This window comes from Streptomyces sp. NPDC044106, from assembly GCF_056433985.1.
In genome coordinates this window covers 142,173-167,944 of record NZ_JBWKFZ010000007.1, presented here as the reverse complement: position 1 = coordinate 167,944, position 25,772 = coordinate 142,173, and the positions used below count along the sequence as shown (strand labels likewise).

Annotated in this window: 18 protein-coding genes; 8 read left to right on the top strand and 10 right to left on the bottom strand. The window is 72.5% G+C overall.

Annotation, left to right across the window (positions count from 1 at the left end; translation table 11 throughout):
- Window positions 1-19 precede the first annotated feature (19 nt).
- The 5 genes from AC07DI_RS14535 to AC07DI_RS14515 all read left to right on the top strand — a co-directional run bounded on the left by AC07DI_RS14535 (window position 20) and on the right by AC07DI_RS14515 (window position 9,859).
- A complete protein-coding gene (locus tag AC07DI_RS14535) occupies window positions 20-6,328 on the top strand; it encodes a type I polyketide synthase (protein ID WP_478904666.1) in 6,309 nt (2,102 codons plus the stop codon).
- A 28-nt stretch (window positions 6,329-6,356) separates the two neighbouring features.
- Window positions 6,357-7,250 carry a 3-hydroxyacyl-CoA dehydrogenase family protein gene (locus AC07DI_RS14530; RefSeq protein WP_478904665.1) on the top strand — a complete coding sequence of 298 codons (894 nt, stop codon included), beginning with the start codon at window positions 6,357-6,359 and terminating at the stop codon, window positions 7,248-7,250.
- A complete protein-coding gene (locus AC07DI_RS14525) occupies window positions 7,250-7,522 on the top strand; it encodes an acyl carrier protein (RefSeq protein ID WP_384254717.1) in 273 nt (90 codons plus the stop codon). Before AC07DI_RS14530 ends, AC07DI_RS14525 begins: the two co-directional genes overlap by 1 nt.
- A gap of 73 nt (window positions 7,523-7,595) precedes the next feature.
- The gene (locus AC07DI_RS14520; protein ID WP_478904812.1) at window positions 7,596-8,720 is read left to right on the top strand and encodes an acyl-CoA dehydrogenase family protein; all 1,125 of its coding nucleotides are present in this window, start codon (window positions 7,596-7,598) and stop codon (window positions 8,718-8,720) included.
- Window positions 8,721-8,809: 89 nt separating this feature from the next.
- A complete protein-coding gene (locus AC07DI_RS14515; protein WP_478904811.1) occupies window positions 8,810-9,859 on the top strand; it encodes an HAD-IIIC family phosphatase in 1,050 nt (349 codons plus the stop codon).
- A gap of 76 nt (window positions 9,860-9,935) precedes the next feature.
- Here the strand turns inward: AC07DI_RS14515 and AC07DI_RS14510 are convergent, their stop codons facing one another.
- Complete coding sequence (locus AC07DI_RS14510; protein WP_478904664.1) at window positions 9,936-10,598, bottom strand: O-methyltransferase; 663 nt, start codon at window positions 10,596-10,598, stop codon at window positions 9,936-9,938.
- A 414-nt stretch (window positions 10,599-11,012) separates the two neighbouring features.
- Between AC07DI_RS14510 and AC07DI_RS14505 the strand changes: the two genes are divergently transcribed.
- The 3 genes from AC07DI_RS14505 to AC07DI_RS14495 all read left to right on the top strand — a co-directional run bounded on the left by AC07DI_RS14505 (window position 11,013) and on the right by AC07DI_RS14495 (window position 14,638).
- A complete protein-coding gene (locus AC07DI_RS14505; protein WP_478904663.1) occupies window positions 11,013-11,528 on the top strand; it encodes an EF-hand domain-containing protein in 516 nt (171 codons plus the stop codon).
- Between the two features lie 347 nt (window positions 11,529-11,875).
- Window positions 11,876-13,378: an FUSC family protein gene (locus tag AC07DI_RS14500; protein ID WP_384254724.1), complete on the top strand. Its 1,503-nt coding sequence runs from the start codon at window positions 11,876-11,878 to the stop codon at window positions 13,376-13,378.
- A gap of 174 nt (window positions 13,379-13,552) precedes the next feature.
- Window positions 13,553-14,638 carry a lactonase family protein gene (locus AC07DI_RS14495; protein WP_478904662.1) on the top strand — a complete coding sequence of 362 codons (1,086 nt, stop codon included), beginning with the start codon at window positions 13,553-13,555 and terminating at the stop codon, window positions 14,636-14,638.
- A gap of 85 nt (window positions 14,639-14,723) precedes the next feature.
- Here the strand turns inward: AC07DI_RS14495 and AC07DI_RS14490 are convergent, their stop codons facing one another.
- The 9 genes from AC07DI_RS14490 to AC07DI_RS14450 all read right to left on the bottom strand — a co-directional run bounded on the left by AC07DI_RS14490 (window position 14,724) and on the right by AC07DI_RS14450 (window position 25,504).
- Window positions 14,724-15,677 carry a sirohydrochlorin chelatase gene (locus tag AC07DI_RS14490; protein WP_478904661.1) on the bottom strand — a complete coding sequence of 318 codons (954 nt, stop codon included), beginning with the start codon at window positions 15,675-15,677 and terminating at the stop codon, window positions 14,724-14,726.
- Window positions 15,678-15,772: 95 nt separating this feature from the next.
- The gene (locus tag AC07DI_RS14485) at window positions 15,773-16,849 is read right to left on the bottom strand and encodes an N-acetylglucosamine kinase (protein ID WP_478904660.1); all 1,077 of its coding nucleotides are present in this window, start codon (window positions 16,847-16,849) and stop codon (window positions 15,773-15,775) included.
- Window positions 16,846-17,523, bottom strand: a complete 678-nt coding sequence (locus AC07DI_RS14480; RefSeq protein ID WP_478904659.1) for a uracil-DNA glycosylase — start codon at window positions 17,521-17,523, stop codon at window positions 16,846-16,848. The genes AC07DI_RS14485 and AC07DI_RS14480 overlap by 4 nt, the downstream gene beginning before the upstream one ends.
- Before the next feature lie 33 nt (window positions 17,524-17,556).
- Entirely contained in the window at window positions 17,557-18,642 is a 1,086-nt protein-coding gene (locus AC07DI_RS14475; RefSeq protein WP_478904658.1) for a WD40/YVTN/BNR-like repeat-containing protein, read from the bottom strand.
- A gap of 102 nt (window positions 18,643-18,744) precedes the next feature.
- The gene (gene mmuM, locus AC07DI_RS14470; protein ID WP_478904657.1) at window positions 18,745-19,674 is read right to left on the bottom strand and encodes a homocysteine S-methyltransferase; all 930 of its coding nucleotides are present in this window, start codon (window positions 19,672-19,674) and stop codon (window positions 18,745-18,747) included.
- Window positions 19,671-21,788, bottom strand: a complete 2,118-nt coding sequence (locus AC07DI_RS14465; RefSeq protein WP_478904656.1) for an ABC transporter ATP-binding protein — start codon at window positions 21,786-21,788, stop codon at window positions 19,671-19,673. The genes mmuM and AC07DI_RS14465 overlap by 4 nt, the downstream gene beginning before the upstream one ends.
- A gap of 16 nt (window positions 21,789-21,804) precedes the next feature.
- Complete coding sequence (locus tag AC07DI_RS14460) at window positions 21,805-22,710, bottom strand: ABC transporter permease (protein WP_478904655.1); 906 nt, start codon at window positions 22,708-22,710, stop codon at window positions 21,805-21,807.
- On the bottom strand, window positions 22,707-23,666 hold the full coding sequence (locus AC07DI_RS14455; protein WP_478904654.1) for an ABC transporter permease: 960 nt from the start codon (window positions 23,664-23,666) through the stop codon (window positions 22,707-22,709). The genes AC07DI_RS14460 and AC07DI_RS14455 overlap by 4 nt, the downstream gene beginning before the upstream one ends.
- Complete coding sequence (locus AC07DI_RS14450) at window positions 23,663-25,504, bottom strand: peptide ABC transporter substrate-binding protein (RefSeq protein WP_478904653.1); 1,842 nt, start codon at window positions 25,502-25,504, stop codon at window positions 23,663-23,665. Before AC07DI_RS14450 ends, AC07DI_RS14455 begins: the two co-directional genes overlap by 4 nt.
- Window positions 25,505-25,772: the final 268 nt, after the last annotated feature.

The window sequence follows — 25,772 nt, the reverse complement described above, 5'->3', positions numbered from 1 at the left end:
GCGGGACGAAAGGAAGAACATGTCCACGGACCAGGACCAGGTGGTCGAGGCACTGAGGGCCTCCCTCCTCGACAACCAGCGCCTACGCCAGGAGATCAGCAGACTCACCGACGAGGCGGACGAGGCGGACGAGGCGGACGAGGCGGACGGGGCGAACGAGGCGAACGAGGCGGACGGGGCGAACGAGGCGGGCGGCGCCCGCGAGCCGGTCGCCGTCGTGGCGATGAGCTGCCGTTTCCCCGGTGGCGTCGACTCCCCCGAAGACCTGTGGGAACTGCTCGTCAAGGAGCGGGACGCCGTCACCGGCTTCCCCGCCGACCGGGGATGGGACCTCGACGGCGTCTTCGACGACGACCCGGACGCTCCGGGCACCTCGTACACCCGCGAAGGCGGATTCCTCCACGACGCCTGCGCCTTCGACCCCGGCTTCTTCGGGATCTCGCCCCGCGAGGCCCTCGCCATGGACCCGCAGCAGCGCCTTCTCCTGGAGACCTCCTGGGAGGCGATCGAGCGCGCGGGCATCGACCCCCGCACGCTCAAGGGCAGCCGCACCGGCGTCTACGCGGGCGTCATCTACAGCGAGTACGGCTCCCGCCTCACCCGCGTACCCGAGGAACTCGAGGGCTTCCTCGGCACCGGCTCCATCGCCAGCGTCGCCTCGGGGCGCGTCGCCTACACCCTCGGCCTCCAGGGCCCCGCGGTCACCCTGGACACCGCCTGCTCCTCCTCGCTCGTCGCCCTCCACCTGGCCTGCCAGGCCCTGCGGGCGGGCGACGCCACCCTGGCCCTCGCGGGCGGCGTGACCGTGATGGCGACGCCCGGCTTCTACGTCGGGTTCAGCAGGCAGCGCGGCCTGGCACCGGACGGCCGCTGCAAGTCCTTCTCCGCCGCCGCCGACGGCGCGGGCTTCGGCGAAGGCGCCGGCATGGTCCTCCTGGAGCGCCTGTCGGACGCCCGCCGCCACGCCCACCCGGTCCTCGCCGTCATCCGCGGCTCCGCCGTCAACCAGGACGGCGCGAGCAACGGCCTGACCGCGCCGAACGGCCCCGCCCAGGAACGCGTCATGCGCCAGGCACTGGACAGCGCAGGGCTGGCCCCGGCCGAGGTCGACGCCGTCGAGGCGCACGGCACAGGGACCGTACTCGGCGACCCCATCGAGGCGCAGGCGCTGCTCGCCACGTACGGGCAACGGCGGCCTGCAGAGCGGCCGTTGTGGGTCGGCTCCCTCAAGTCGAACCTCACGCACACCCAGGCCGCCGCCGGAGTCGGCGGCGTCATCAAGACGGTCCTCGCGCTCCGCCACGGCCTGCTGCCGCGCACCCTGCACATCGACCGACCCACCCCGCAGGTCGACTGGACCGAAGGCGCCGTCCGGCTGCTCACCGCCGCGACGCCGTGGCCCGCCACGGGCCGCCCGCGCCGCGCCGGGGTCTCCTCCTTCGGAGCCAGCGGCACCAACGCCCACGTCATCCTGGAGCAGGCCCCCGAGGAGCGGGAAGCGGCGGGTGAGCAGGGGGAGTACGAAGGACCCGTCGCCTGGCCACTGTCCGCCAAGGGCACGACGGCGTTACGCGGCCAGGCCGCCGCCCTGCACGCCCACGTCCTGGCCGACCCGGGACTGCGCCCCGCCGACATCGGCCTCTCCCTGGCCACCGGCCGCTCCCGGTTCACCGACCGCGCCGTCGTCGTGGGCTCCGACCGCGCCCGACTGCTCGACGGCCTCGGCGCATTGGCGCGCGGCGAACTCCTCGCCGAAGGCGCCACCGGCACCGCCCCGCGCGGCGGACGCAAAGCCGTCTTCGTCTTTCCCGGGCTCGGCGCGCAGTGGCCCGGCATGGCGAGCGGACTCCTCGACGCCTCACCGGTGTTCGCCGCCCGCATGGCCGACTGCGAGCGGGCCTTCGCCCCGTACCTCGACTGGTCGCCGAGCGCGGCGCTGCGCGGCGATCCCGGCGCGCCGTCCCTCGACCGCGTGGAGGTCCTGCAGCCCGCGCTGTTCGCCGTGATGGTGTCCCTCGCGGCCGTGTGGCGCGCCCATGGCGTCGAGCCCGCGGCGGTCGTCGGCCACAGCCAGGGCGAGGTCGCCGCGGCGTGCGTCGCCGGAGCCCTCACCCTTCAGGACGCCGCCCGGGTCGCGGCCCTGCGCAGCCGCGCCCTGGCCGGGGTCACCGGCGGGGGCGGCATGGCCACCTTGATGATGTCGGGGCGGGAGGCCGAGCGGCTCCTGGCCGAGCGCGGGGGAGAAGTGTCGGTCGCGGCGGTCAACGGACCGCGCGTCGTGGTCGTCGCGGGCCCCTCCGCCGCCGTCCGCGATCTCGTCGCGGACCTGTCGGAGCAGGGCCTCATGGCCTGGAACATCCCGGTCGACTACGCCTCGCACTCCGGCGCCGTCGACACAGTGCGGGACGAACTGCACACCGCGCTCGCCGGTATCGAGCCGCGCACGCCCGACGTGCCGCTGCTCTCCGCCGTCGACGCCGACTGGCTGAGCGCCGACGGCATCACCGCCGCTTACTGGTACCGCAACCTGCGCGAGCCCGTCCGCTTCCACGCGGCCGTGAACCGGCTGCTCGACGCGGGCCACCGCACCTTCGTCGAGGTCAGCCCGCACCCCACCCTCACCTACGGCATCGCGGACACGGCGGCCGACGCCGACGTGCACGACGTAGAGGTGATCGGCACACTGCGCCGCGACGAGGGCGGCCCGCGGCGACTGCTGCTCGCCCTGGGCGAGGCGTACGCGGCGGGCCTTCCGGTCGACTGGCGGCCCGCGTACGAGGGAACCGGGGCCCGCCGCGTCGACCTGCCCACGTACGCGTTCCAGCGGCAGCGCTACTGGCTCGACGCGCCCGCCCCCGGCGGCGACCCGGCCACGACAGGACAGAGCGACCCCGGTCACCCCCTGCTCGGCGCCGCGGTCGACCTGCCGGACGGCGGCACCCTCTTCACCGGGCGGCTCTCGACGGCCGCCCACCCGTGGCTCGCCGACCACGCCGTCTCCGGCACCGCCCTGCTGCCCGGCGTGGCCTTCCTGGAGATGGCGGCCCACGCCGGCGCCCGGCTCGGCTGCCCGCGGATCGAGGAGCTGACCCTCGCCGCCCCGCTGCCCCTGCCCGCCGCGGGCGAGGCCGCGGGCGTCCAACTGCGGCTCGGCGTGGGCCCGGCGGACGAGCGGGGGCGGCGCGCGGTCGCGTTCCACTCCCGGCCCGAGGACGCGCCGGGCCAGGAGTGGACCCAGCACGCGAGCGGCCACCTCGCACCCGGTACGGCGGAACACGCGGCGCCTGCCGCGCCCGCGGCCTGGCCGCCGGAGGGCGCCCGGCCGCTGAGCGTCGATGACCTGTACGGCGCGCTGGAGTCCCGGGGCGTCGAGTACGGCCCCGCCTTCCAGGGGCTGCGCGCCGCCTGGGGCCTCGGCGACGAGGTCTTCGCCGAAGTGAGCCTGCCTAACGGCGTGACGGACGCCTTCACCGTGCACCCCGCGCTGCTCGACGCGGCCCTCCAGACGGCGGGGCTGCGTACCACTGCATCGGACGTCGGCGACGGCAGTGGCGGGGCATCGGGCGTGCCCCTGCCGTTCTCGTGGAGCCGCGTCACCCTCGGCTCGGGCTCGGGTTCGGGGCGTACGCTGCGAGTGTCCCTGCGCACCGACGGCAGCACCGACGACACGGACGCGGTGAGCGTGCGCATCACCGGTGAGGACGGTCGACTCGTCGCGGACATCGGGTCACTGACCTTGCGCATGGCCTCGTACGACGGACTGTGCGCCCTCGACCGCTCGCTGTACCGCGTGGACTGGATCCGGGCGGAGCAGCAGGCCGCCCCACCCGCCCACGGCCGCTGGGCGGTGCTCGGGGAAGCCGACGCCCGGCTGCTGCCGGCAGGGTTCCCCGCCACGCCCCTCACGGTCGACGCCGTCGACGCGGTCCTGCTGCCCTGCCCGCCGCCGACCGGACCCGACACGCCCGAGGACGTGCACCGCGTCACCGCGACCGTCCTGGACCGCCTGCGCGCCTGGCTCGCGGACGCCACGTCACCCGCCGTCCCGCTGGTCGTCCTCACCCGAGGAGCGCCCGGACCCGGCACGCGACCCGCGCAAAACGTGTCCGGTGCGTCCGCCGCCGTCTGGGGGCTGCTGCGCTCGGCCCAGCTCGAACACCCCGGCCGGTTCGTCCTGCTGGACACCGACGACCCGGACGCGACGGCCGCGGCCCTGCCCGCCGTACTCGCCGCCGATGAGCCGCAACTCGCTCTGCGGGACGGTGTCCTGTACGCGCCCAGGCTCGTGCACGCGCCCAGGATCGAGCGCGCCCCCGGCTCCGTTCGCGCCGCGCCGCCCGCCGGGAGCGGCGAGGGGCCGTTCGACCCGGACGGCACCGTCCTGCTCACCGGCGGAGGCGGCGTCCTCGCGGGCATCCTCGCCCGCCACCTCGTCACCCGGCACGGCGTACGCCACCTGCTGCTGCTCGGCCGCCGGGGAGCCGACAGCCCCGGCGTGGCCGAACTGACCGAGGAACTGAGGGAATCGGGCGCCGACGTGACCACTGCGGCCTGCGACATCGCGGACCGCGAGACCGTCGCCCACGTCTTGGCCGGGATACCGGCGAACCACCCGTTGCGCGCCGTCGTCCACACCGCGGGCGTCCTGGACGACGGCCTGCTGGAGGCGCAGACCGCCGAGCGGCTGCGCGCCGTGCTGCGGCCCAAGGTGGACGGGGCCCACCACCTGCACGCGCTCACCCGGGACGCGGGCCTGACGGCGTTCGTCGTCTACTCGTCGGCCGCCGGCGTCTTCGGCAGCCCCGGCCAGTCCACGTACGCCGCGGCCAACTCCGCACTCGACGCCCTCATGGCACAGCGGCACCACCTCGGCCTGCCCGCCACCTCACTGGCCTGGGGCCTGTGGGAGCAGCGCAGCGGCCTGACCGCCGGCCTCTCCGACACCGACCTGCGGCGCTTGAACCGCAGCGGCGTGCGCGGCCTTTCGGCGGGGGAGGGCATGGCGCTGTTCGACCGTGCGCTCGGCCTCGGCGAGCCACTCCTGGTACCCGTCCACCTCGATTTCGCCGCCTACCGGGCCCAAGGCGTGCCCCCGCTCCTGCGCTCCCTCGTCAAGACGCGGGCCGTATCCCGAACCGCGCCCGACGGCGAGCCCCTGCGCCGACGCCTGGCCACCGCCGACGAGGATGAGTACGCACAGATCCTCCTCGACCTCGTCCTGGGCGAGGCCGCCGACGTGCTCGGACACGCCACGCCCGAAGTCCTGGCCGCGGACGACGCGTTCCTCTCCGTCGGCTTCGACTCGCTGACCGCGGTCGAGCTGCGCAACCGGCTCGCCACCCGCACCGGCCTGCGGCTGCGCCCCACCACGGTCCTCGACAGCGGCACCCCCGCCCGCCTCGCCGGACTGCTGCGCACCGAACTGGCCACGGCGGCCGTGGACGACCCCGGGCCCGCGACCGGGCGGCCCACGACCACCGATCCCGTCGGCACCCTGTTCCGGCAGGCCTGCGACCTCGGCCGGGTCGACGACGGCATCGCCCTCCTCAAACACGCCGCCGCCCTGCGCCCCGACTTCCGCACCGGAAGCGAACTCATGGCCGCGGCGGCCAAGCCGGAGCTACTGCGGCTGTGCCGCGACGACAGCGCCCCGCAGCTGGTGTGCTTCGGCTCCGTCGTCGCGCTGGGCGGCGCGCACCAGTACGCGCGCTTCGCCGCCCGGTTCCGCGACCGGTACGGCGTCAGCGCCCTCGCGGCCCCCGGGTTCCTGCCGGGTGAACCCGTACCCGCCGAGATGTCCGCACTCCTGGACTTCCAGGCGCGCACCCTGCGCGAGGAACTCGGCGAGCGGCCCCTCGTCCTGACCGGCTCCTCCTCCGGCGGCACCCTCGCGCACGGTGTCGCGGCCCGCCTGGAGGAGCTGGGCGCGGGCCCGGCCGCCGTGGTGCTGCTCGACACCTACCTCTCGGACAACGAAGGGATGACCCAGTTCAACGACGTACTGATCGGCGGAATGTTCGCGCGCGAGGAGCGGGCCGCCCCCATGGACGGCACCCGCCTCACCGCCATGGGCCGCTACTTCCGCCTCCTGGACACCTGGACACCGCCCGAGGTGAAGGCGCCCACCCTCCTCGTCCGCGCCAGGGAACCGCTCGGCACACCGGATCCCGGCGCGGGCGACTGGCGCGCCACCTGGCCGACCGCCCGATGCGTCGTCGACGTGCCCGGCGACCACTTCTCCCTCATGGAGGAGCACGTCGGCACCACGGCCCGGGCTGTCGCCGACTGGCTCGACACCGTCCTCGCTCACTCGACCACCACCATCTGATGCCCCACCAGCACCTTAGGAGAGGCGCATGACGCGAGCGCCGCACACCGCCCCCGACCATCGAGCCGACACCGGCCCCCACCGGATCGCCGTCCTCGGCGCCGGGGTCATGGGGGCGGGCATCACCGCCCTCGCCCTCGGACACGGCGTACCGGTCCTGCTCGTCGACGTCGACGAGGAGCGACTCGGCCGGGCCCGGGACGACATCGACCGGGAGCTGCGCGTGGCGCAGCTGATGGGCCGCCTCCCGGCCACCGCCGACACCGGAACCCTGACACTGGCCGCCACCGCCGAAGGCGTCGGCGACGTCACCGCCGTCGTCGAGGCCATCACCGAGGTCGCCGAACTCAAGGCCAAGGCGCTCGCCGACGTCTCGGCCCGGGTGCGCCCCGGCACCCCGCTGATCTCGAACACCTCGTCCATCCCCATCGACGAGCTCGCCGGATACGCGGAACGCGCCGAGGACGTCGTCGGCACGCACTTCATGAACCCGCCCTACCTGATCCCGACCGTCGAGGTCATCCGGGGCGCCCGGACCGGCGAGGAGACCATGACCGCCGTCGGCGCCCTGCTCACCGCCCTGGCCCGTGACCAGGTCGTCGTGCGCGACGCCCCCGGCTTCGTCACCAGCCGTGTCCTGCACCCGATGATCAACGACGCGGCCCGGGTCGTGCAGGAGGGCACCGCGACGGCCGAGGCGGTCGACGCCCTCATGGAGGGCTGCCTGGGCCATCCCACCGGCCCGCTGCGCACCGCCGATCTGATCGGCATCGACAACTTGGTGGACTCGCTGCGCGTTCTGTACCAGCACACCAAGGACGAGGGCTGCCGCCCCTGCGACCTGCTGCTCGACAAGGTCCGCCAGGGCGAACTCGGCCGCAAGACCGGCCGCGGATTCTACGCATACCAGGAGGAGAACTGATGAGCAGCTTCGACACCGAGGCCGTCGAGAAGGAGATCCTGCGCTTCCTGGAGGCGCGCACCAAGCGCTCCTGGGAGACCGACGCCGACCTCTTCGCCTCCGGCGGTCTCTCCTCGCTGTTCGCGATGGAGCTCGTCGTGCACCTGGAGAAGTCCTTCGGCGTCTCCGTACGCGGCGCCGATCTGCGGCTGGACAACTTCCGTACCGTGACGTCGATGACGGGGCTCGTGGAGCGGCTCCAGAAGGCGGCGGCCGGAGGAACCGGTGAGTGAGCGGCTGACGGCCGATGGACCCGCCCCGGCGCAGGCGACGGCTCTCGACGAGGCGACCGCCGCCGTCACGGCCCTGGTGGCCGGTGAGGCCGACGCCTGGGACCGCGCGGGGCTGCTCCCCGTCGGCCTGCTGCGCAAGCTCGGTGCCGCCGGGCGGCTGTGCCCGCAGGTGCCGCGGGCGTACGGCGGTTGGGGCCTGTCCAGCGCGGCCGACGGCGCGTTCACCGCGCACGTGGGCAGCCTCTGCAGTTCGGTGCGGTCCGTGCTGACCTCGCAGGGCATGGCCGCGTGGACCATCGAGCGCTTCGGCACCGCCGAGCAGCGCGCGGCGTTCCTGCCCCGGCTCACCGGCGGCGACCTGGCGGCGGCCGGCTTCAGCGAACGCGGTGCGGGCAGCGACCTGTCCGCCATGACGACCCGGGTGCGCCGCGACGGCGACGAGGTCGTCCTCGACGGACACAAGGTCTGGGTGACCGCCGCGCACTACGCCGACCTGCTCGTCCTGTTCGGCAAGTACGAGGACGGCGACGGTGCGGGGAAGGGTGAGGGCGACAGCGGGGCGGGCGCGGGAAGCGGGGACGAGGCGGTGGCCGTCGTCGTTCCCGCCGACACCCCCGGCGTCCGCGTCACGCGCGTCGCCGACCCGCTCGGCTGCCGGGCGGCCGGGCACGCCGACATCGCCCTCGACGCGGTGCGGGTCCCGGCCGCGCACGTGCTCGGCGGCTCGTCGCTGCCCTTGCCGCTGCTGGTCACCACCGCCCTCGCCTACGGTCGCATGTCCGTGGCCTGGGGGTGCGTCGGCATTCTGCGCGGCTGCCTGACGGCCACCGCCCGGCACGCCGCCACGCGCGAGCAGTTCGGTGTCGTGCTTGGCGAGCACCAGCTCGTCGCCCGCCATCTCGCGGAGCTCTTCGTCGCCGAGCAGAGCGCCACCCGGGCCTGCGAGCACGCCTCGCGCTGCTGGGACGAAGGGGCACCGGAGCAGGTCGTGGCCACTGTCCTTGCCAAGCACATCAGCGCGGGCAACGCGGCCCGCGGCGCGGCCACCGCCGTGCAGGTCATGGCTTCGGCCGGAGCACGTGACGGGCACGTGGTGGCCCGCGCCCACCGCGACGCCAAGCTGATGGAAATCATCGAAGGCAGCAACGAGATGTGCCAGTTGATGCTGGCGCGACACGTCCTCGGCAGCAGTATGTGAAGGGAATCGGAGTGACGACAACCGGAGCGAACCCGCCCACCGCGCCGACAGCGCCGATATCGCCGACAGCGCCCGCATCGACGCCCGTACTGAAGTGCCTGGTCTGGGACCTCGACAACACCCTCTGGCAGGGGACCCTCCTGGAAGACGACGAGGTGACGCTGTCTGACGCGATACGCGAGGTCGTCGTGGAGCTGGACTCCCGCGGCATCCTCCAGTCCGTCGCCAGCAAGAACGACCACGACACGGCCTGGGCCCGCCTGGAGAAGCTCGGCATCGCCGAGTACTTCGTGCTGCCGCGGATCGGCTGGGGGCCCAAGTCGGACTCCGTACGCCGCATCGCCGACACCTTGGGTTTCGCTCTGACCACCGTCGGCTTCATCGACGACCAGCCCGCCGAACGCGCCGAGGTCACCCACCACCTGCCCGAGGTCCGCTGCTACGAGGCCGAGGCCGCTGAACGCCTGCTCGGCCGACCGGAGTTCACCCCGCCCTTTCAGACGGTCGACTCCCGGCGGCGGCGCCAGATGTACCAGGCGGGCTTCCGGCGCGAGGCCGCCCGGGACGAGGCGACCGGTCCCGACGAGGACTTCCTGCGCTCCCTGGAACTGGACATGCGCATCGGCCGCGCCACCGACGAGGAGCTGTCGCGCGTCGAGGAACTCACCCTGCGCACCAGCCAGATGAACGCCACCGGAGTGCACTACTCCGATGCCGACCTGCGCGGGCTCCTCAACGATCCCGGCCACGAGGTCCTGGTGGTCACGCTCACGGACCGGTTCGGCCCGCACGGCGCGGTCGGCGTACTGCTTCTGGAGCGCCGCCCGCAGGCCTGGCACCTCAAGCTCCTGGCCACCTCGTGCCGCGTGGTGTCGTTCGGCGCGGGCGCGACCATCCTCAACTGGCTCATCGACGAGGCGGCCCGCGCGGGCACCCATCTGGTGGCCGACTTCAGGCCGACCGACCGCAACCGCATGATGGAGATCGCCTACCGCTTCGCGGGGTTCACGGACAGCGACCCGTGCTCCTGCGTCGCCACCCTGCCGCGGGCGGCGGACGACCTCCAGCGCCTGCATCTGCGGCCCGCGCCACGTCCGGCGTCCACGACGATCAAGGTCACCGCGGTGGAACTGTCCTGAGCGACGGCGGCGGGAGCGAGCCGCCGGGGGCGGCCCCGGTAGGAGTGCCACACCGACCGGGGCCGCCCCTACCGACTCAGCGCTTACGGGCCAGAGTGATGCCGTCCGCCATCGGAAGCAGGGAGATGTCCACCCGCTCGTCCGTGGCGAGCGCCGAATTGAGTTCTCGAATGGCCACGGTGTCGGCGTCGTCGAATTCCGGGTCCGCGACGCGTCCGAAGAAGAGCGTATTGTCGATGACCAGAAGTCCGCCGCTCCTGGTGAGGGCGAGCGACTTCTCAAAATACGCGCGGTAGTTGGTTTTGTCGGCGTCGATGAATACGAGGTCGAACGCGCCGGTGCCCCGCTCGGCGAGGAGCCCGTCCAGGGTGTCCTTCGCGTCCCCGACGCGCAGCTCGATACGGTCGTCGACGCCGTCCCGCTTCCAGTACGCGGCGCCGATATCGGGCCACCGGTCGGTGACGTCGCAGGTCACGACCTTGCCGTCGGCGGGCAGCGCACGGGCCATGCACAGCGTGCTGTATCCGGTGAAGGTGCCGAGCTCCAGCACGGAGCGGGCTCCGGTGAGCCGGACGAGCAGGGCAAGCAACTGCCCTTCCTCCGCCATCACCTGCATGGTCGTACCGCCGGGCAGCTGCGCCGTTTCCTCCCGCAGTCCTCTCAGGATCTCGTCGTCGCGAAGGGACACGTCCCTGACGTAGGCGAGGAGGTTTTCGGCGGCGTCGATCTGATGGGCCATAGAGGCGATGCCCTTCTCTTGACTGTGTGCTGAATCCCGGCTGCTGTGCGCTGAATGGAAGTCCCTTGCCGACCGTAACAGCGGATACCGCGACGTGACTCCGAACTGGACGAATCCAAAGGGCAGTTGTCCGAAAATCCGTGCCCGCGACGCCCTCGCCTCCTGCCGCCCTCGAACGCCACGGCCCTCACTCCTGCGCGTCCGGGGTAGTCGTGGGGCTCCAGATGCGCAATTTCCGTGAACGATGGATCGCGCGCCAGGCAATTCCGAATGCCAAGTCGCCGACGGCCGCGCCGAGTCACCTGATTCAGCCATCGTCATATGCACCCGACCTGACCATTGAACACTCTTTACCGAGGTGTCTACTATTCAGCGAAATGATCGCCGGAACTGGTGGAGAGGTGGGTACGGAAAGTGAGTATCGAACAAACCGAGAGCCAACGCAGCAGGGTGAGCAAGGCATTCGATCTGATGGACCTCGACGGTAGTGGCGAGCTGGGCATCGAGGACATCGAGTCGCTGGCCGAGCAGTTGACCGGCCGGTTCGGTTTCGCTACCGGCTCCCAGCAGCACGAAGACTTCCGGCAGGCGAGCACCCGGCTGTGGCAGGGCGTGCTCTCCGACATCGGCCTGAGCGCCGGCGACAAGATCAGCCGCAAGGAGTACGTCGACTTCTACGCCGACGCCGAGCCGGCAGCGGTCCAGCGCACCTTGGCTCCGTTCACCGAGCAGCTCTTCAAGCTGTTCGACGCCGACGGCGACGGCAAGGTCTCGAAGAGCGAGTTCGAGCGTTACCACCGCGCGTGGGGTGTTCCCCAGGAACGGATCCAGGGCACGTTCGGGCAACTGGACACGGACGGCAGCGGCGACCTGTCGAAGGAGGAGCTCCACAAGTACCTCAGTGGGTTCATTTTCGGAGACTTCCGGTAACACCTCACCGGAAACAGTTCGGCCCGAAATCAGACCTTCCCCGGTCGGGCGCTGACGTGCGGCGGCCGACCGGGGAAGTTTGCGTGTGGCATGAAATCTCACGTGCCGGGGACGAGAAATGCGTATTGGTCACTGCCGAGCAGCGGTGGGCCGCCCACCCCTTGGCCAGTTGGCCAGCCATGCCTCGCGTCCGCAGCCCGGGAGTGAGCCATTGGCCCAGTCACGGCTGCACCGGTTGAGCCAATGGCGGTTCGATGATGTGATGTCCTGGTCGATGGCGCTGCGGATCTCCGCGGCGCCTTTTTCATGTGGACAGAACGAGTCGGAGCGAAAGGGGCGGGGAAGCCGTGCTGAAGAGGGTGTTCGTGGCGCCGGATCCGGGACGTGCGAGGCTGCGCTTCGCCGCACGTGCCGTCCTCGGCATCACGCTTGCCGTGGCCGTGTGCGGTGCCGCAGGGCACTCGCTCGCCGCAGCGATCACCGGAGGGCTCGCCGCCCTCCTCGCCCTGTTCACCGTCTCCGACGCGAGCGTGCGGGGGCAGGCGGTCACCACCGCGCTGCTGCCCGCCGTCGGATTCCCCGTGCTGGCCCTCGCCGCCGGGTTGCACGACTACCCCGTGGCGCGGGACATCGCCTTCCTGGCCGTCATGGGGGCGGGCGTGTACGCGCGGCGGTGGGGGCCGCGCGGGCACTCGCTCGGCGTGTTCGCGTTCATGACCTTCTTCACCGCGCAGTTCCTCCACGCGGAACCGGCGCAGCTGCCCCAGCTCTGGGCCGCGGTCCTGCTGTCCCTGGTCGCCTCCTCGGCGGTGCGCTTCGGGGCGTGGTGCTACGAGCGCCGGCTGCCGCCCGCCGTGGTCCCCGCTGCGCCGGGCGGCAGGGGGCTGGCCCGAGCCACCACCCGGCAGTCGATCCAGGCCGTGGCAGGCGGCGCCTTCGCGCTCGCCATGGGGCAGGCCCTGTCCGGCGAGCGCTGGTACTGGGCCGTAGGGGCCACCTGGTGGGTCTTCGTGAACACCACCTCGCGGGGCGAGACGCTGGTCCGGGGATTTCGCCGGGTGCTCGGCACCGTCCTCGGCATCGCCGCGGGACTCGTCCTCGTGGTGCCGCTGGACGGGGCTCCCGTCCCCAGTGCCTTGCTGATAGCGGTCAGCGTCTTCGGAATCTTCTACACGGCCGCTGTCTCGTACTCGTGGATGATGCTCTCGGTGACGGTGCTCGCGGGATCCCTCTACGGACTCCTCGGAGTACTGGACACGAGCCTGCTCGGGCTGCGGCTCGCGGAGACCGGCGTGGGGGCGCTGGGCGCGGCACTCGCGGTGCTGCTCATCCTGCCCATCACGACCCATGCGACGACCGAGGCCTGGATCGAGCGCGCGCTGCGCTGCGTGCACGCCTGCACGGCGGAGGCCGCCGCCCGGCTGGGGGGCTCGGCGTCCGCCGACCCCACCCCGGTGATCGCCGAACTCGAGGCGCTGCTGGGCCGGGTCCGGCTTTCCCTGGCCCCGCTCGTGCACCCCTTCAGCCCGTTGCGAGCCCGAAAGGGACGGGCGCTGCAGGTGCTCGCTCTGCTCGACGACTGCGCTCGCGAGGTCCGCGGTCTCGCGGCCATAGCGGATGACCCCGAGGCGTCCCACGACGACCGCCTCGCCGCGGCGTGCTGGCGCGTCGAGGCGGCGGTCGAGGCCCTGACGACACCAGGGGCGAGCGCGGGGCCGACGGCCGGCGACCTGGCGCACGCAGCCGTGGCCGAGCCCGCGCTCGCTCACCTGCACAGCCTGGAAAGAGCGCTTGTCGACCTCGCGACGCCGTTGCAGCGGGCGGGCTCCACGCCGCTGACCGGCCGCTGAGCCGCCGAGCGTCGCCCCTCCGGCCCGTCTCAGTACCCGATCCCGCCACCCCGCCCGTACGCGAACTCGACGTTCCGACCGACGTGCGTCGACCTCCTGGTCTAGACCGGCTGCTAGCGTCGGCCGCACGAAGGGCGGCGCGGACGCGGCGCTCCGGGCGAGAGGGGACGGACAGTGGTCGTCGGCAGGCAGGCGGGACGGGGCTCGGGGCGAGCGTCGGGACGTACATCGGGGCGGGCGTACATCGGAGGTTTCACCGCGGCCGGAGGGCACGGTGTCCTCACCGCGGATGTCGATCCGGACACCGGCGCGCTGACCCTCGTCGGCGCCACGGACGCGGTCGCGGACCCCTCCTACCTCGCGCTCTCTCCCGACGGGGAGACGCTCTACGCGGTCAGTGAGACGCCCGACGGCGCCGTCGCCGCGTTCCGGACCGCGGGGGGCAGGGCCGTGCTCACGGGGCCGCCCGTCCCGGTCGGCTCCGCGCCCACGCACCTCGCTCTGCACGACGGCCACGTACTCACCGCGAACTACCGCTCGGGCAGCGTCACGGCCGTACCGCTGCGCGCCGACGGCACCCTCGCGCCCGCGCCGTCGAGCGAGCTGCGGCACACCGGCTCAGGCCCGCACCCGCAGCGCCAGCAGGCCCCGCACGCCCACCAGGTCCTCGCCGACCCGAGCGGGCGCTGGGCGGTCAGCGTCGACCTCGGCACGGACTCCGTGCGGGTCTGCGCGCTCCGGGACGGCGAGCTGTCCCTGCACCGCGAGGTCGCGCTGCGCCCGGGTTCCGGCCCGCGGCACCTCGTCTTCCACCCGCGCGGCGATCGCGCGTACGTCCTGAACGAGCTCAGCCCCACCCTCACCGTCTGCTCCTGGGACGCGGTGGACGGCGGGCTCAAGCCCCTCGGTGAGCTGCCGATTCTCGTGGACGCCCCGGACGGCGACACCTACCCCTCGGAGGTCGTCGTCGCGCCCGACGGGCGGTTCCTGTGGACCGCCACGCGCGGGCCGGACGTCATCTCGGTCATCGCCCTGGACGAGGCGGGCGACACGCCACGGCTGGCGGCCACCGTGCCGTGCGGCGGCCACTGGCCGCGCGACCTCGCCATCGACCCGGCCGGGCGGCACCTGTACGCGGCCAATGAGCGCTCCGGGGACGTCACCTGGTTCACCATCGACCAGGAGACGGGCCTGCCGAAGCGGACGGGCTCCGTCGAGGCGCCGGCGGCCTCCTGCGTGATCTTCGGCCGGGCGACGTGACGTGATCCCCTGGTGAATACGGCGACGGGCCCGCCCCCACATCGGGGCGGGCCCGTCGTCATACGGTCCGAATACGGTCCGAGTGTCAGTGCACCGGCGTGCCCGAAGGCTGCTGCGGCGTGATGCCGAGCGCCGTCGTGTACTTGGCCAGCGCCAGCTTGCCGATCGCCGGGTAGGGGCCGAGCGGCTCGGCGACGGAGCAGCCCGCCTCCTTCGCGGCGGCGTCGAGCAGGGCGGAGTCGAGCTCGGGGCCGATCAGGTACGGCGCGAGGGCCAGCTGGGCCGAGCCGGAGCCGCGCAGCTCGTCGGCGGTCGCCGCGATGGCGCCCTCCTCGTCGAGCGCGGCGGCCATCACGGGCACCGCGAGGCGCGCGGCGAGCAGCATGCCGGTGATCCCGGCGGCCTGCACGGCCTCCTCGCCGCCGACCGTGGCCAGCACGATGCCGTCCGCGGCGGTCGCCACGGTGAACAGGCGGGCGCGGTCGGCGCGGGCGAGCCCGGCCTCCGAGAGGCGCACGTGCAGCGCCTCGGCGAGCAGCGGGTGCGGACCGAGCACATCGGTCAGCTCGGCGGCGGCACCGCTGTCCATGACGGCCTGCCGGAAGCGCCGCATCAGCGTGGCGTCGGGGCCCGCGAGCAACGGCACGACCACGGCGACGGGGCCCTCGGCCTGCGCGGCCTCGGCCACCTCGGGGTCGGCGACACGCGCCCGCTCGGCGCGGGCGGCACGCTCCGCGGACGCGCGCGCGAGCACGGACTGCAGCGAGGGAAACTCGGGGAAGGACGTGACGGTGGCGTCCTCCGTACCGTCGAGGTAACCGATTCTGGCGTCGAGACCGGGCAGCTCGGAGCGGGCGATGCTCACGACTTCCTCGGCGAGGCCGCGCGTGGTGGTGCTGGGGGCGCCCGGCACGGCGAGAACAAGTGCGGGCGCGCCTTCAGGAGCCGCGACGGGCTCCGGACGGCGGTGCCGGCCCGGCTGACGGGGGCGCGGCATTCGTACAGGCAGGCCGGATGCGGGCCCAGTGGAGGAGCTCATGCGCCCGCATGCTACTGGCTTGCGAGCCCTCGCTGTTCGGGGAGGGTGCAGGTGGGCGGTATAAGTCCGTTTTTGTCTGATGAATTACGCAGAGGTCAACTCTCGCCTCGTCCGTGAAGGCTGTCGCCCCCTCCGTGAGGGCTGTCATCCTGTCCGTGGCTGTCCTCCTGTCCGTGGACGGAGAGCATGCGCGCGTCGTGCGGCAGGCGCAGCCGGCCGACGGCAATGTCGACCGCGATGCGCAACGCTCCGTCCAGCGGGTCACCGGCCGCGGGAACCCGCCTCGCGCGCGGCAGTTGATCCGCGAGTTCTTCGCGCAGGGGCGCGAGCAACGGCTCGCCCATGTTGAACAGGCCGCCGGTGAGGGCGACTTCGCACTCCTCGGTGCCGGGCCGGGCGGCGGCCGCGGCCTCGGCGATGTGGCGGGCCGCGGCCCGCAGGATGCCGTCCGCCACCGGATCGTCCGCCGCGCAGCCGGCCACGTCGGGCGCGAAGGAGGCGAGGACCGCGGGCCGGTCCGCGCGGGGGTAGAGGAGGCCGGGCAGACCCGGCAGTGGGCCGAACCTCTCCCGCGCGCGCGTGAGCAGTGCTCTCGAACCGCCGCGCCTGCCGTCGTGCGCCCGCATCGCCGCTTCGAGTCCCGCGCGGCCGATCCAGGCGCCACCGCCGCAGTCGCCGAGCAGGTGGCCCCAGCCGTCGGCGCGGTGCCAGGCGGCCAGGTCCGTGCCGATCGCGATCATTCCGGTGCCCGCGGCGACGACCACCCCGGGGCGGTCGCCGAGCGCGCCCGCGTACGCGGTCACGGCGTCCGCGGCGAGCGCCGTGCGCCGTACGCCAAGGGCCCGGCCGAGGGCGGTGGGCAGCTCGGCGCGGAGGTCGTCGCCGAGGGTCGCGAGGCCCGCCGCGCCGACGCAGACCGTCGTGATGTGTCCGCCGCCCGCCTGCTCCAGCAGGGCCCGCGCCATGGGCAGGAGCTGGTCGAGGAAGTGGGCGGCGTCGATGCCCCGGGGCCCCGTGCGTACCGGCTCGGCCGAACCGGCGCGCACCGGTTCGGCTCCGCGCGGCCCCTGCGGCTTTTCCGGTCCCTGCGACCCGTCCGGCACGTGCCGCAGCGCGGCCCGCAGGCCGGACCCGCCCGAATCGACGCCGAGCACCCACTGACCGGGCGTCACGGCAGCCGCCAGTCCACCGGCTTCGCCCCCTGCTTGACCAGCAGGTCGTTGGCCCGGCTGAAGGGGCGCGAGCCGAAGAAGCCGCGGTCGGCCGACATCGGTGACGGGTGCGCGGACTCCACCGAGGGCAACTGGCCGAGGAGCGGGCGCAAATTGCGGGCGTCGCGCCCCCACAGGATCGACACCAGCGGCTTTCCGCGCGCGGCCAGCGCCCGGATGGCCTGCTCGGTGACCTCTTCCCAGCCCTTGCCGCGATGCGCGGCGGGCTTGCGCGGGGCGGTGGTGAGCGCCCTGTTGAGCAGCAGGACGCCCTGCTCGGTCCAGGGCGTGAGGTCGCCGCTCGACGGCGGGGGCAGCCCCAGGTCGTTGCTCATCTCGCGGTAGATGTTGATGAGGCTGCCGGGCAGCGGTCGCACTTCGGGGGCGACCGAGAACGACAGGCCCACCGCGTGACCTGGTGTGGGGTAGGGGTCCTGGCCGACGATCAGGACGCGGACGTCGTCGAAGGGCTGCTGGAAGGCGCGCAGGACATGCTGCCCCGAGGGGAGGTAGGTGCGTCCCGCGGCGATCTCCGCGCGCAGGAAGTCCCCCATCGAGGCGATCCGTTCGGCCACCGGCTCCAGGGCCTTCGCCCAGCCCGGTTCGACGATTTCATGCAAGGGTCGTGGTGCCACGGCGTCACCCTACTGCCGTAACGGCGGGGTCGATCAACCGATGGCCGCGGCCCGTACGCAGAGCACGTCCGGCAGGTGCGAGGCGAGCAGCCGCCAGCTGTCGCCGTCGTCCGCCGACGCGTACACCTCGCCGTTGCGATTGCCGAAGTAGATGCCCGCCGGATCGCAGTCGTCGCTCGCCATCGCGTCGCGCAGCACCGTGCCGTAGTGGTCCTCCTCGGGCAGTCCGGCGCTCAACGGCTCCCAGCTCCGGCCCGCGTCACCCGTGCGGTAGACCCGGCACCGGTGGTCGGCCGGGACACGGTCGCTGTCCGCGGTGATCGGGAAGACGTACGCCGTGCCCCCGCGGTGCGGATGCGCGACGGCCGCGAAGCCGAACGTGGACGGCAGGCCCGCGCCGATGTCCGTCCAGTGCGCGCCCGCGTCGTCGCTTCGGTACACACCCCAGTGGTTCTGCAGGTACAGCCGGTCGGGGTCGGCCGAGTCCCGTGCGACCTTGTGCACGCACTGGCCGAACTCGGGGTCGGGCTCCGGCAGGAACACCGCCGAGACGCCCCTGTTCGCCGGGGACCAGCTCGCGCCGCCGTCCAGCGTGCGGAACACTCCGGCCGCCGACACCGCGACCGTCACCGCGCGTGCGTCGCGGGCGTCGGTGAGCACGGTGTGCATGCCCTCCCCGCCGCCGCCCGGCACCCACTTGGAGCGGGTGGGGTGCTCCCAGAGGGGGCGGACGAGCGAGAAGGACTCGCCGCGGTCCTCCGAGCGGTACAGCGCCGCGGGCTCCGTGCCCGCGTACACCACGTCGGGCTCGGCGGCCGACGGGTGCAGCTGCCACACCCGCTCCAGCGACGCCCCGGTGTCCTTGGGGAACTGCACCGCGGGCTTCGCGGGCTCCGTCCAGCTCCGTCCGAGATCGTCGGAGTGGAACACGGAGGGCCCCCAGTGCGCGCTGTCACCGCCGGCCAGCAGGCGCGGGGTGGGGCCGCGGGTGTCGATCGCGACGGAGTACACGGCTTGCGCGTTGAAGTACGGGCTGTCGTCGAACTCCCAGGCGCCACCCCGCCTGCGTCCGATGAAAAGGCCCTTGCGGGTGCCTACGGTCAGGATGATGTCGGCCATGCCGACCACCTCCGGGACGTCGTTGTCTCAGGTATCGGCCAGTCTGCACCCCACCACTGACAGTCACCCCCGCTGACGGCGTCCTGCCAGGTCAGCGGGGTGTCACCCGTCCGCTGCCGGACCTGCCCGGCCGGTGGTCCGCCCCGGCGCGAGCTCCGCCGCCACCGACGCGATCGCGCCGGGACCCACCCGGCAGCACCCGCCGATCAGCCGCGCCCCCGCCGCCCGCCACTCCTCGGCCTGCCCGGCAGCGAACCGGCCGGGACCGCGCCAGGACCGCGTCGCGGCGTCCCAGGCCTCCCCGCTGTTCGGGTAGACGACCGCGGGTTTGCCGGTCACCCGCGCCGCGAGCGCCACCGCGGGCCCCGCGTCCCTGGGATCGCAGCAGTTCACGCCGACCGCGATCACCTCGTCCACCTCCGCGGCGAGCGCGAAGGCCTCCTGGAGCGGTTGCCCCGCGCGGGTGCGGTCGCCCGCGACGCTGTACGACAGCCAGGCGGGCACCCCGAGTCCGCGGACCGCTCTCAGCAGCGCCCGCGCCTCGTCGGTGTCGGGCACCGTCTCCAGGGCGAGGACGTCGGGTCCGGCCTCGGCGAGGGTTTCCAGCCGCGGCCGGTGGAAGCGCTCCAGCTCGTCGACGGACAGGCCGTACCGTCCCCGGTACTCGGCGCCGTCGGCGAGCATCGCCCCGTAGGGCCCCGCCGACGCGGCCACCCACACCTCGCGCCCGAGACGCGATCCGGCGCGGCGCGCCAACTCGACGCCGAGGAGCAGGAGTTCCCGGGTTCGTGCCGCGTCGATGCCGTGCCGCGCGAACCCCTCGTACGTCGCCTGGTAGCTCGCGGTGATGGCGACCTCGGCGCCCGCCTCGTAGTACGCGCGGTGGGCGGCCTCGATCGCGGCCGGTGCGTCGGCGAGCAGCCGCGCGGACCACAGGGCATCGCTCAGGTCGTGCCCGGCGGCCTCCAACTGGTTGGAGAGGCCGCCGTCGAGCACGACGGGGCGCTGGGCGAGGGCTTCGGCGAGTCTCACACCCTCGACGCTAGCTGAGGCGAGGTCAACGGGAAGTGGCAGGCCACCTCGTGCCCCTCCCCGTTCGGCGTGCTGACCCGCGGTTCGGTCGTGGCGCACACGTCCTGCGCGAGAGGGCAGCGGGTCCGGAAGCGGCAGCCCGACGGGGGCTTCGCCGCGGAGGGGGTCTCGCCCTCCAGAGGTGTGCGTGCGGCGCCGGAGGCCGCCTCCGGGTCGGGCAGGTTGACCGTGTCGAGGAGCCCGCGCGTGTAGGGGTGCAGCGGATGCGCGTACACGCGCTCGGCCGGACCCGACTCGACGAGCTTGCCCAGGTACATCACGCCGACGGTGTCCGCCAGATGGCGTACGACGGCCAGGTCGTGCGAGATGAACAAGTAGGTCAGACCGCGCTCGCGCTGCAGTTCGCGCATCAGGTTGAGGATCTGCGCCTGCACGGACACATCGAGTGCGGACACCGGTTCGTCGGCCACCACGAGATCGGGCGACAGTGTCAACGCTCTTGCCAGACCGAGCCGTTGGCGCTGACCGCCGGAGAACTCGTGCGGGTAGCGGTGCACGGCGCCGCGCGGCAGGCCGACGGCGTCGAGGAGCCCGGCGACGAGGTCCTCCCGTTCGGCACGGTCGCCGACGCCCTGGATGACGAGCGGCTCGCGCAGGATCTCGCCGACCCGCATGCGCGGGTCCATCGCGGCGGTGGAGTCCTGGAACATCAGCTGCACGCGGCGCCGGTGCGCGCGCCGCTCGGCCCGCGACATCCGTGCCGGGTCGGCGCCGTCGAACCGCACCGTGCCACCGGTCGGCTCGTCGAGGCCCGCCACGATCCGCCCGAGCGTCGTCTTGCCGCAGCCGGACTCGCCGACCATGCCGTACGTCTCGCCCTTGCGGATGGTCAGCGACACCCCGCCGACCGCGCTGACCGTGCCGCGGCTGCGCGAGAACGCGCCGCCCTTGAGGGGGAACTCCTTGACGAGCGAGTCGAGTTCCAGGAGTACGTCACCTGGTGCGCCGGTGGCGGGCACGGTCGCGGGCACCACCACCTCGTCCTCGGAGGCCACCACCTCCGGCACCGGGTGGAAGCACGCGAACCGGTGCTCCGTGCCCTCGGCTCCGGCGTCCACGAGCTGCGGCTCCTCGGCGCGGCACCCGTCCGTGGCGAACGTGCAGCGCGGCGCGAAACGGCAACCGGTGGGGCGGACCGCGAGGTTCGGTGGCAGGCCCGGGATGGTGTGCAGTTCGGTGCCGCTGTCGGCCGCGCGCTCGGGCAGCGCGGCGAACAGGGCCTCGGTGTAGCGGTGGCGCGGGCGGGCGAACAGGCCCCGCACGTCCGCGTGTTCGGCGACCTTGCCCGCGTACATCACCGCGACCCGGTCCACGCGGTTGGCGATGACGCCCAGGTCGTGGGTAACCAGGATCATCGCCATGCCGAGGCGGGAGCGCAGCTCGTCGATGAGTTCCAGGATCTGGTGCTGCGTCGTCACGTCGAGGGCCGTCGTCGGCTCGTCCGCGATCAGCAGCTTCGGCTCGCAGACCAGCGCCATGGCGATCGACACGCGCTGGCGCATGCCGCCCGACAGCTGATGCGGATAGGCCTTCATGCGCTCGGCCGGCTGCGGCATGCCGACCAGGCGCAGCATTTCCTGGGCCTTGGCCCAGGCCTCCTTCCTGCCGATGCCGGGGCGGTGCAGGAGCAGCGGCTCCGCGACCTGCGCGCCGATGGTCATCGTCGGATTGAGGGAGGTCAGCGGATCCTGGAAGACCATGCCGATCGTGTTGCCGCGAATGTCCTGGAGGACGGGGGCGGAAGCCGTGGCGAGGTCGCGGCCGTCGAACAGGACGCGTCCGCCGGTGATCGCGCCGCCCGGCGGCAGCAGGCCGAGGACGCTGAGCGCGGTCATGGTCTTGCCGCAGCCGGACTCGCCGACGATGCCCAGGGCCTCGCCGGGGGCGAGGGAGAGGGAGACGCCGTCGAGGGCGTGGACGGTGCGCTCGCGCGAGGCGATGTCGACGCGCAGGTCCTCGATACGGAGCAGGGGCTCGGTCGCGGGCTCGGGCCCGGCGGCGCGCTCGGTTTCGGTCGCGGTCGCGGGCTCGGCGGCGCGCTGGGGCTCGGTCATCTTCTCGTCCCTCCTGTTACTTCCGCAGCCGGACTTCGAACGCGTCCCGCAGCCCGTCGCCGATGAAGTTGAACGCGGCGACGACCAGCACGATCGCGATGCCCGGCGGGAAGATCAGCCACCAGTAGCCGTTCTGCGTGTAGGTGATGCCGGCCGACAGCATCGAGCCCCAGTCGGCCGAGGGCGGCGGGATGCTCAGGCCGAGGAACGCGAGGTAGCTGACATAGAGGATCGCGTCGGCGATCTGGAACGTGCAGTTGACGATGACGGTGCCGATGGCGTTCGGCACGATGTGCTTGAAGACCGCCCGTGCGCCGCCGCCGCCCATCATCCGCATGGCCTGGACGTACTCGCGGTCGCGCAGCGACAGCGCCTCGCCGCGCACCAGGCGGGCGGGGGACAGCCACGCCACCGACGCGATGATCACGATGAGGACGCCCTTGCTGGGCGTGATGATCGCGGCCACCACGACGAGCAGGAACATCGCGGGGATGGCGAGCGCCGCGTCCGTGATCCGCATCATCGTGGCGTCGACCCAGCCGCCGAAGTAGCCCGCGATCGCGCCGTAGACGGTGCCGAAGAGGGTGGCGAGCAGGCCCGCCGCCAGACCGATCTCCAGGGATGTCCGCCCCGCGACCATCAGGCGGCCGGTCATGTCGTAGCCGAGATCGGTGGTGCCCAGGAGATGGCCGGAGGTGCCGGGCGGCAGGTTGGCCTGCGAGAGGTCGGTGTGGACCTGCTCGGTCGAGTACAGGAACGGGCCGAGATAGCTGAAGGCGAGCAGCAGGAGCAGCACCACCACGCCCGTCAGGGCGAGCTTGTTGCCGGTGAAGACCCGGAGCGTGCGGTGGGCCAGCGAAGGCGTGGCCCGCGCGGCGTCCTCATGGCCTGGCGCGGTGACAGGGGCGACCGTGGTACTCATGCCACGCTCCGTATCCGGGGGTCGAGGACGGCGTACAGGACGTCGGTGAGCAGCGAGCCGACGACGGTGGCGACTCCGACGACCAGCGTCACGCCGAGCAGTACGGGGAAGTCGGAGCCCTGCGCCGCGTTCCAGAACAGCAGCCCCATGCCGGGGTAGTTGAACATCGACTCGACGACGAGGGCGCCGCTGAAGAGGGTCGGGAGGTAGAGGCCGAGGAGCGTCGCGAGGGGGATCAGCGCGTTGCGCAGGACGTGCCTGACCATGATCTGGCGGCTCGACTGGCCCTTGGCCATCGCGGTGCGGACGTAGTCCTCGGTGAGGTTGTCGAGTACCGCCGAGCGCATGTAGCGGCTGAACATCGCGATGATGCCGAACGCCATCGTGACCACCGGAAGGATCAGCCCGGTGAAGTCGCCGAGCAGTGCGCCGATGGTCTCGCCCTGCGGCGCCTCCGCCGGGAACACGGGCATGACCTGCGCGAACAGGATGATCATGATGAGGCCGAGGAAGAACACCGGCGTCGCGTACAGCAGGAAGGCGAGACCCGTGAGCGCGTAGTCCGACGCCTTGCCGCGCCGGACGGCCTGCAGCAGGCCGAGCGGCACCGCGATGACGACCGCGAGCACGGTGGAGAGCACCGTCAGGAGCAGTGTCTTCGGCAGCCGCTGCGTCAGGAGGTCGATGACCGGCGAGTTGAGCTTGAAGGACTCGCCGAGGTCGCCCGTGAGCAGCCGCTTCAGATACATCGCGTACTGCAACGGCAGGGAACGGTCGTAGCCCTGCTGGTGGTTGAAGTGTTCGATCTGCTGCGGTGTGCCCTTCGGGCCGAGGATGGCGCGGGCCGGGCCGCCCGGCAGCAGGTGCAGGAGGACGAAGACGATGACCGACACCAGGAAGAGGACGACGATCGCCTGGAGGAGGCGCTTGACCAGAAAGCCGGTGAAGCCGGTCACTTCTCGGCCCCCTTCTTCTTGACGTAGTACCAGTGCTGGGGAGCGAAGGTGACGGTCGGGTTCTGCGAGACGCCGCGCAGGTCGTTGCGGATCACCGAGACCTGGTACGCCGGGTTGGGCATCCACATCACGGGGAGCTGCTCCGCGAGGTACTCGCCGTACTCGTGCACCGACTTCATGTCGGGGGAGTACTGCACGCTCCGGATGATGCGGTCGGCCCTCTTGTCGCTGTAGCTGCCGAAGTTGGCGGACGCGCCCGTCGAGAAGAGCTGCTCGCCGCTGGGGTTGAGCGGGTAGTACCAGCTGCCGGCCGTCCCGAAGAACGACATGTCCCAGTCGCATCCTGGGTCCTTCGCCTTGCACGGCACGGAGTTGCCGAGCACCGAGTTGAGCGGCTGCTGGCGCACGGTCAGGTCGATGCCGGCCTTGGAGAGCGACGACTTGAGCTCCTGCATCATGTTCGTCGTCTCGGTCGAGCCGGACTGGGAGAGCAGGGTCAGTTCGAGCGGGGTGTTCGCGCCGATGCCCTTGCCACACTGGTCGGGGCCGGTGCCGGGGCGTACGCAACGTGCCGTGCCGTCCTTCGTCCGCCAACCGTGCCGGGCGAGCAGGGCCTTGGCCTTGCCGACGGAGAACGGGTACTGGTTCTTCGCCATCCTCTCGGACAGGTACTGGCTCTTCGGGGTCACCGGTACGGGGCCGAGCGTCGGTGTCGCGCTGCCCTGCCAGATGACGTCGCTCATCGCCCTCTGGTCGACGAGGTGCTGCATCGCCTGGCGGATGTAGAGCTGGTTCATCAACGGGCCGCCCCCGGCGGAGTTGAAGTTGTAGACGATGTACGTCGCCGCCCAGCCCTCCCACGGATCGACGCGGTAGCCCTTGCCCTCGAACTTCTCCTTCTGAGCCATCACCGACGGCGGGATGTAGCCGTAGTCGACGCCGCCCGAACGGAGCACGTTGTACTCGGAGTCGGCGGTCGTGAACGGTTTGAAGACCACCTTGTCCAGGTGCGGGCGCTCCGACCGCGGACCGGTGAACTTCTCGTTCGGCACGATGGTGACCTGACCGCTGTCGCGCCAGCCCGCCAGCCTCCAGGGCCCGTTGACCGTCTTCCAGAGCGCGTCGGAGCCGTACGAGCCGAGGCTCTTGGCGTGCCGGGTCAGGCGGGCGAAGACGGCCTTGGCGCCCGCGGTCGTGCGGTCCCAGTCGCCGATCCTCCCGCCGTCGCTCTTCGCGTCCCAGGCGTGCTGGGGGAGCGCCCGCAGAAGGGTGAGCTGGTTGGCGGTGAACCAGTCCGGGTTGTACGCGCGGGTCAGGTGCAGCCGCACGGTGTGGTCGTCGAGCGTCTCGAACCGCTTGACGTTGTCGGGCATCGTGCCGACCGAGTAGCTGCCCCACTCCGCCTTGTTGGCCTTGACCAGGTGGAACCAGAACTCCAGGTCGCGGGCGGTGACAGGCGTCCCGTCGGACCACTTGACGCCCTCGCGCAGCGGCACCGTCACGGTCCTGTTGCCGTCGCTGTACTTCGGCGCAAGGCCGAGCGTGCTGGGTCCGTGGGTGGTCAACTCGCCCCGCGTCCTGTCCTGCACGGGGTCGTACACCGGCATGAACAGCAGGGAACTGATGCCGTAGTTGTACGAGGCGCCGTAGCCGGGCGCACCGATCGGGAAGATCCAGTTGGGCGTCGCGGCCGGGGGCAGCGCCATCGTCACCGTGCCGCCCTCGACGGGTGTGCCGCCGGTGGGGCCCATGTCGATGCGGCCGCCCTCGCGGGTGCAGCCGGTGAGGGCCGCCGCGAGGACGAGCAGCGCGGCCGCCGCGGACCTGAGTGAGCGCATGGCGATGGGCCTCCAAGGGGTACGGGGCCGGCCCGTGCCGGAGAACGACGGGGCGGCGCCCGAACGCTAGGCCGCTGTCGAAAAACAAGTCAATAGCTTCGTTCGGCGAAGACTGAGGGAGGGTTGGGAGAGTCGTTCTGGAATGCCCGATTAAGTTCTCCGTCGCAGCCGGGATTCTCCGGGGAGGCCTGGTCAACTTGGTTCGTGGGCACCTAGAGTTCGGCCCGTTGTCGAAGCAAGATGTCGCACAAAGCGGCGAACCAACCCT

What these genes read in the sequence shown, in the direction of transcription:
- AC07DI_RS14535 (WP_478904666.1), top strand. Translation starts at nt 20, where the DNA reads ATGTCCACGGACCAGGACCAGGTGGTCGAGGCACTGAGGGCCTCCCTC.
- AC07DI_RS14530 (WP_478904665.1), top strand. Translation starts at nt 6,357, where the DNA reads ATGACGCGAGCGCCGCACACCGCCCCCGACCATCGAGCCGACACCGGC.
- AC07DI_RS14525 (WP_384254717.1), top strand. Translation starts at nt 7,250, where the DNA reads ATGAGCAGCTTCGACACCGAGGCCGTCGAGAAGGAGATCCTGCGCTTC.
- AC07DI_RS14460 (WP_478904655.1), bottom strand. Translation starts at nt 22,710, where the DNA reads ATGAGTACCACGGTCGCCCCTGTCACCGCGCCAGGCCATGAGGACGCC.
- AC07DI_RS14465 (WP_478904656.1), bottom strand. Translation starts at nt 21,788, where the DNA reads ATGACCGAGCCCCAGCGCGCCGCCGAGCCCGCGACCGCGACCGAAACC.
- AC07DI_RS14490 (WP_478904661.1), bottom strand. Translation starts at nt 15,677, where the DNA reads ATGAGCTCCTCCACTGGGCCCGCATCCGGCCTGCCTGTACGAATGCCG.
- AC07DI_RS14510 (WP_478904664.1), bottom strand. Translation starts at nt 10,598, where the DNA reads ATGGCCCATCAGATCGACGCCGCCGAAAACCTCCTCGCCTACGTCAGG.
- AC07DI_RS14475 (WP_478904658.1), bottom strand. Translation starts at nt 18,642, where the DNA reads ATGGCCGACATCATCCTGACCGTAGGCACCCGCAAGGGCCTTTTCATC.
- AC07DI_RS14450 (WP_478904653.1), bottom strand. Translation starts at nt 25,504, where the DNA reads ATGCGCTCACTCAGGTCCGCGGCGGCCGCGCTGCTCGTCCTCGCGGCG.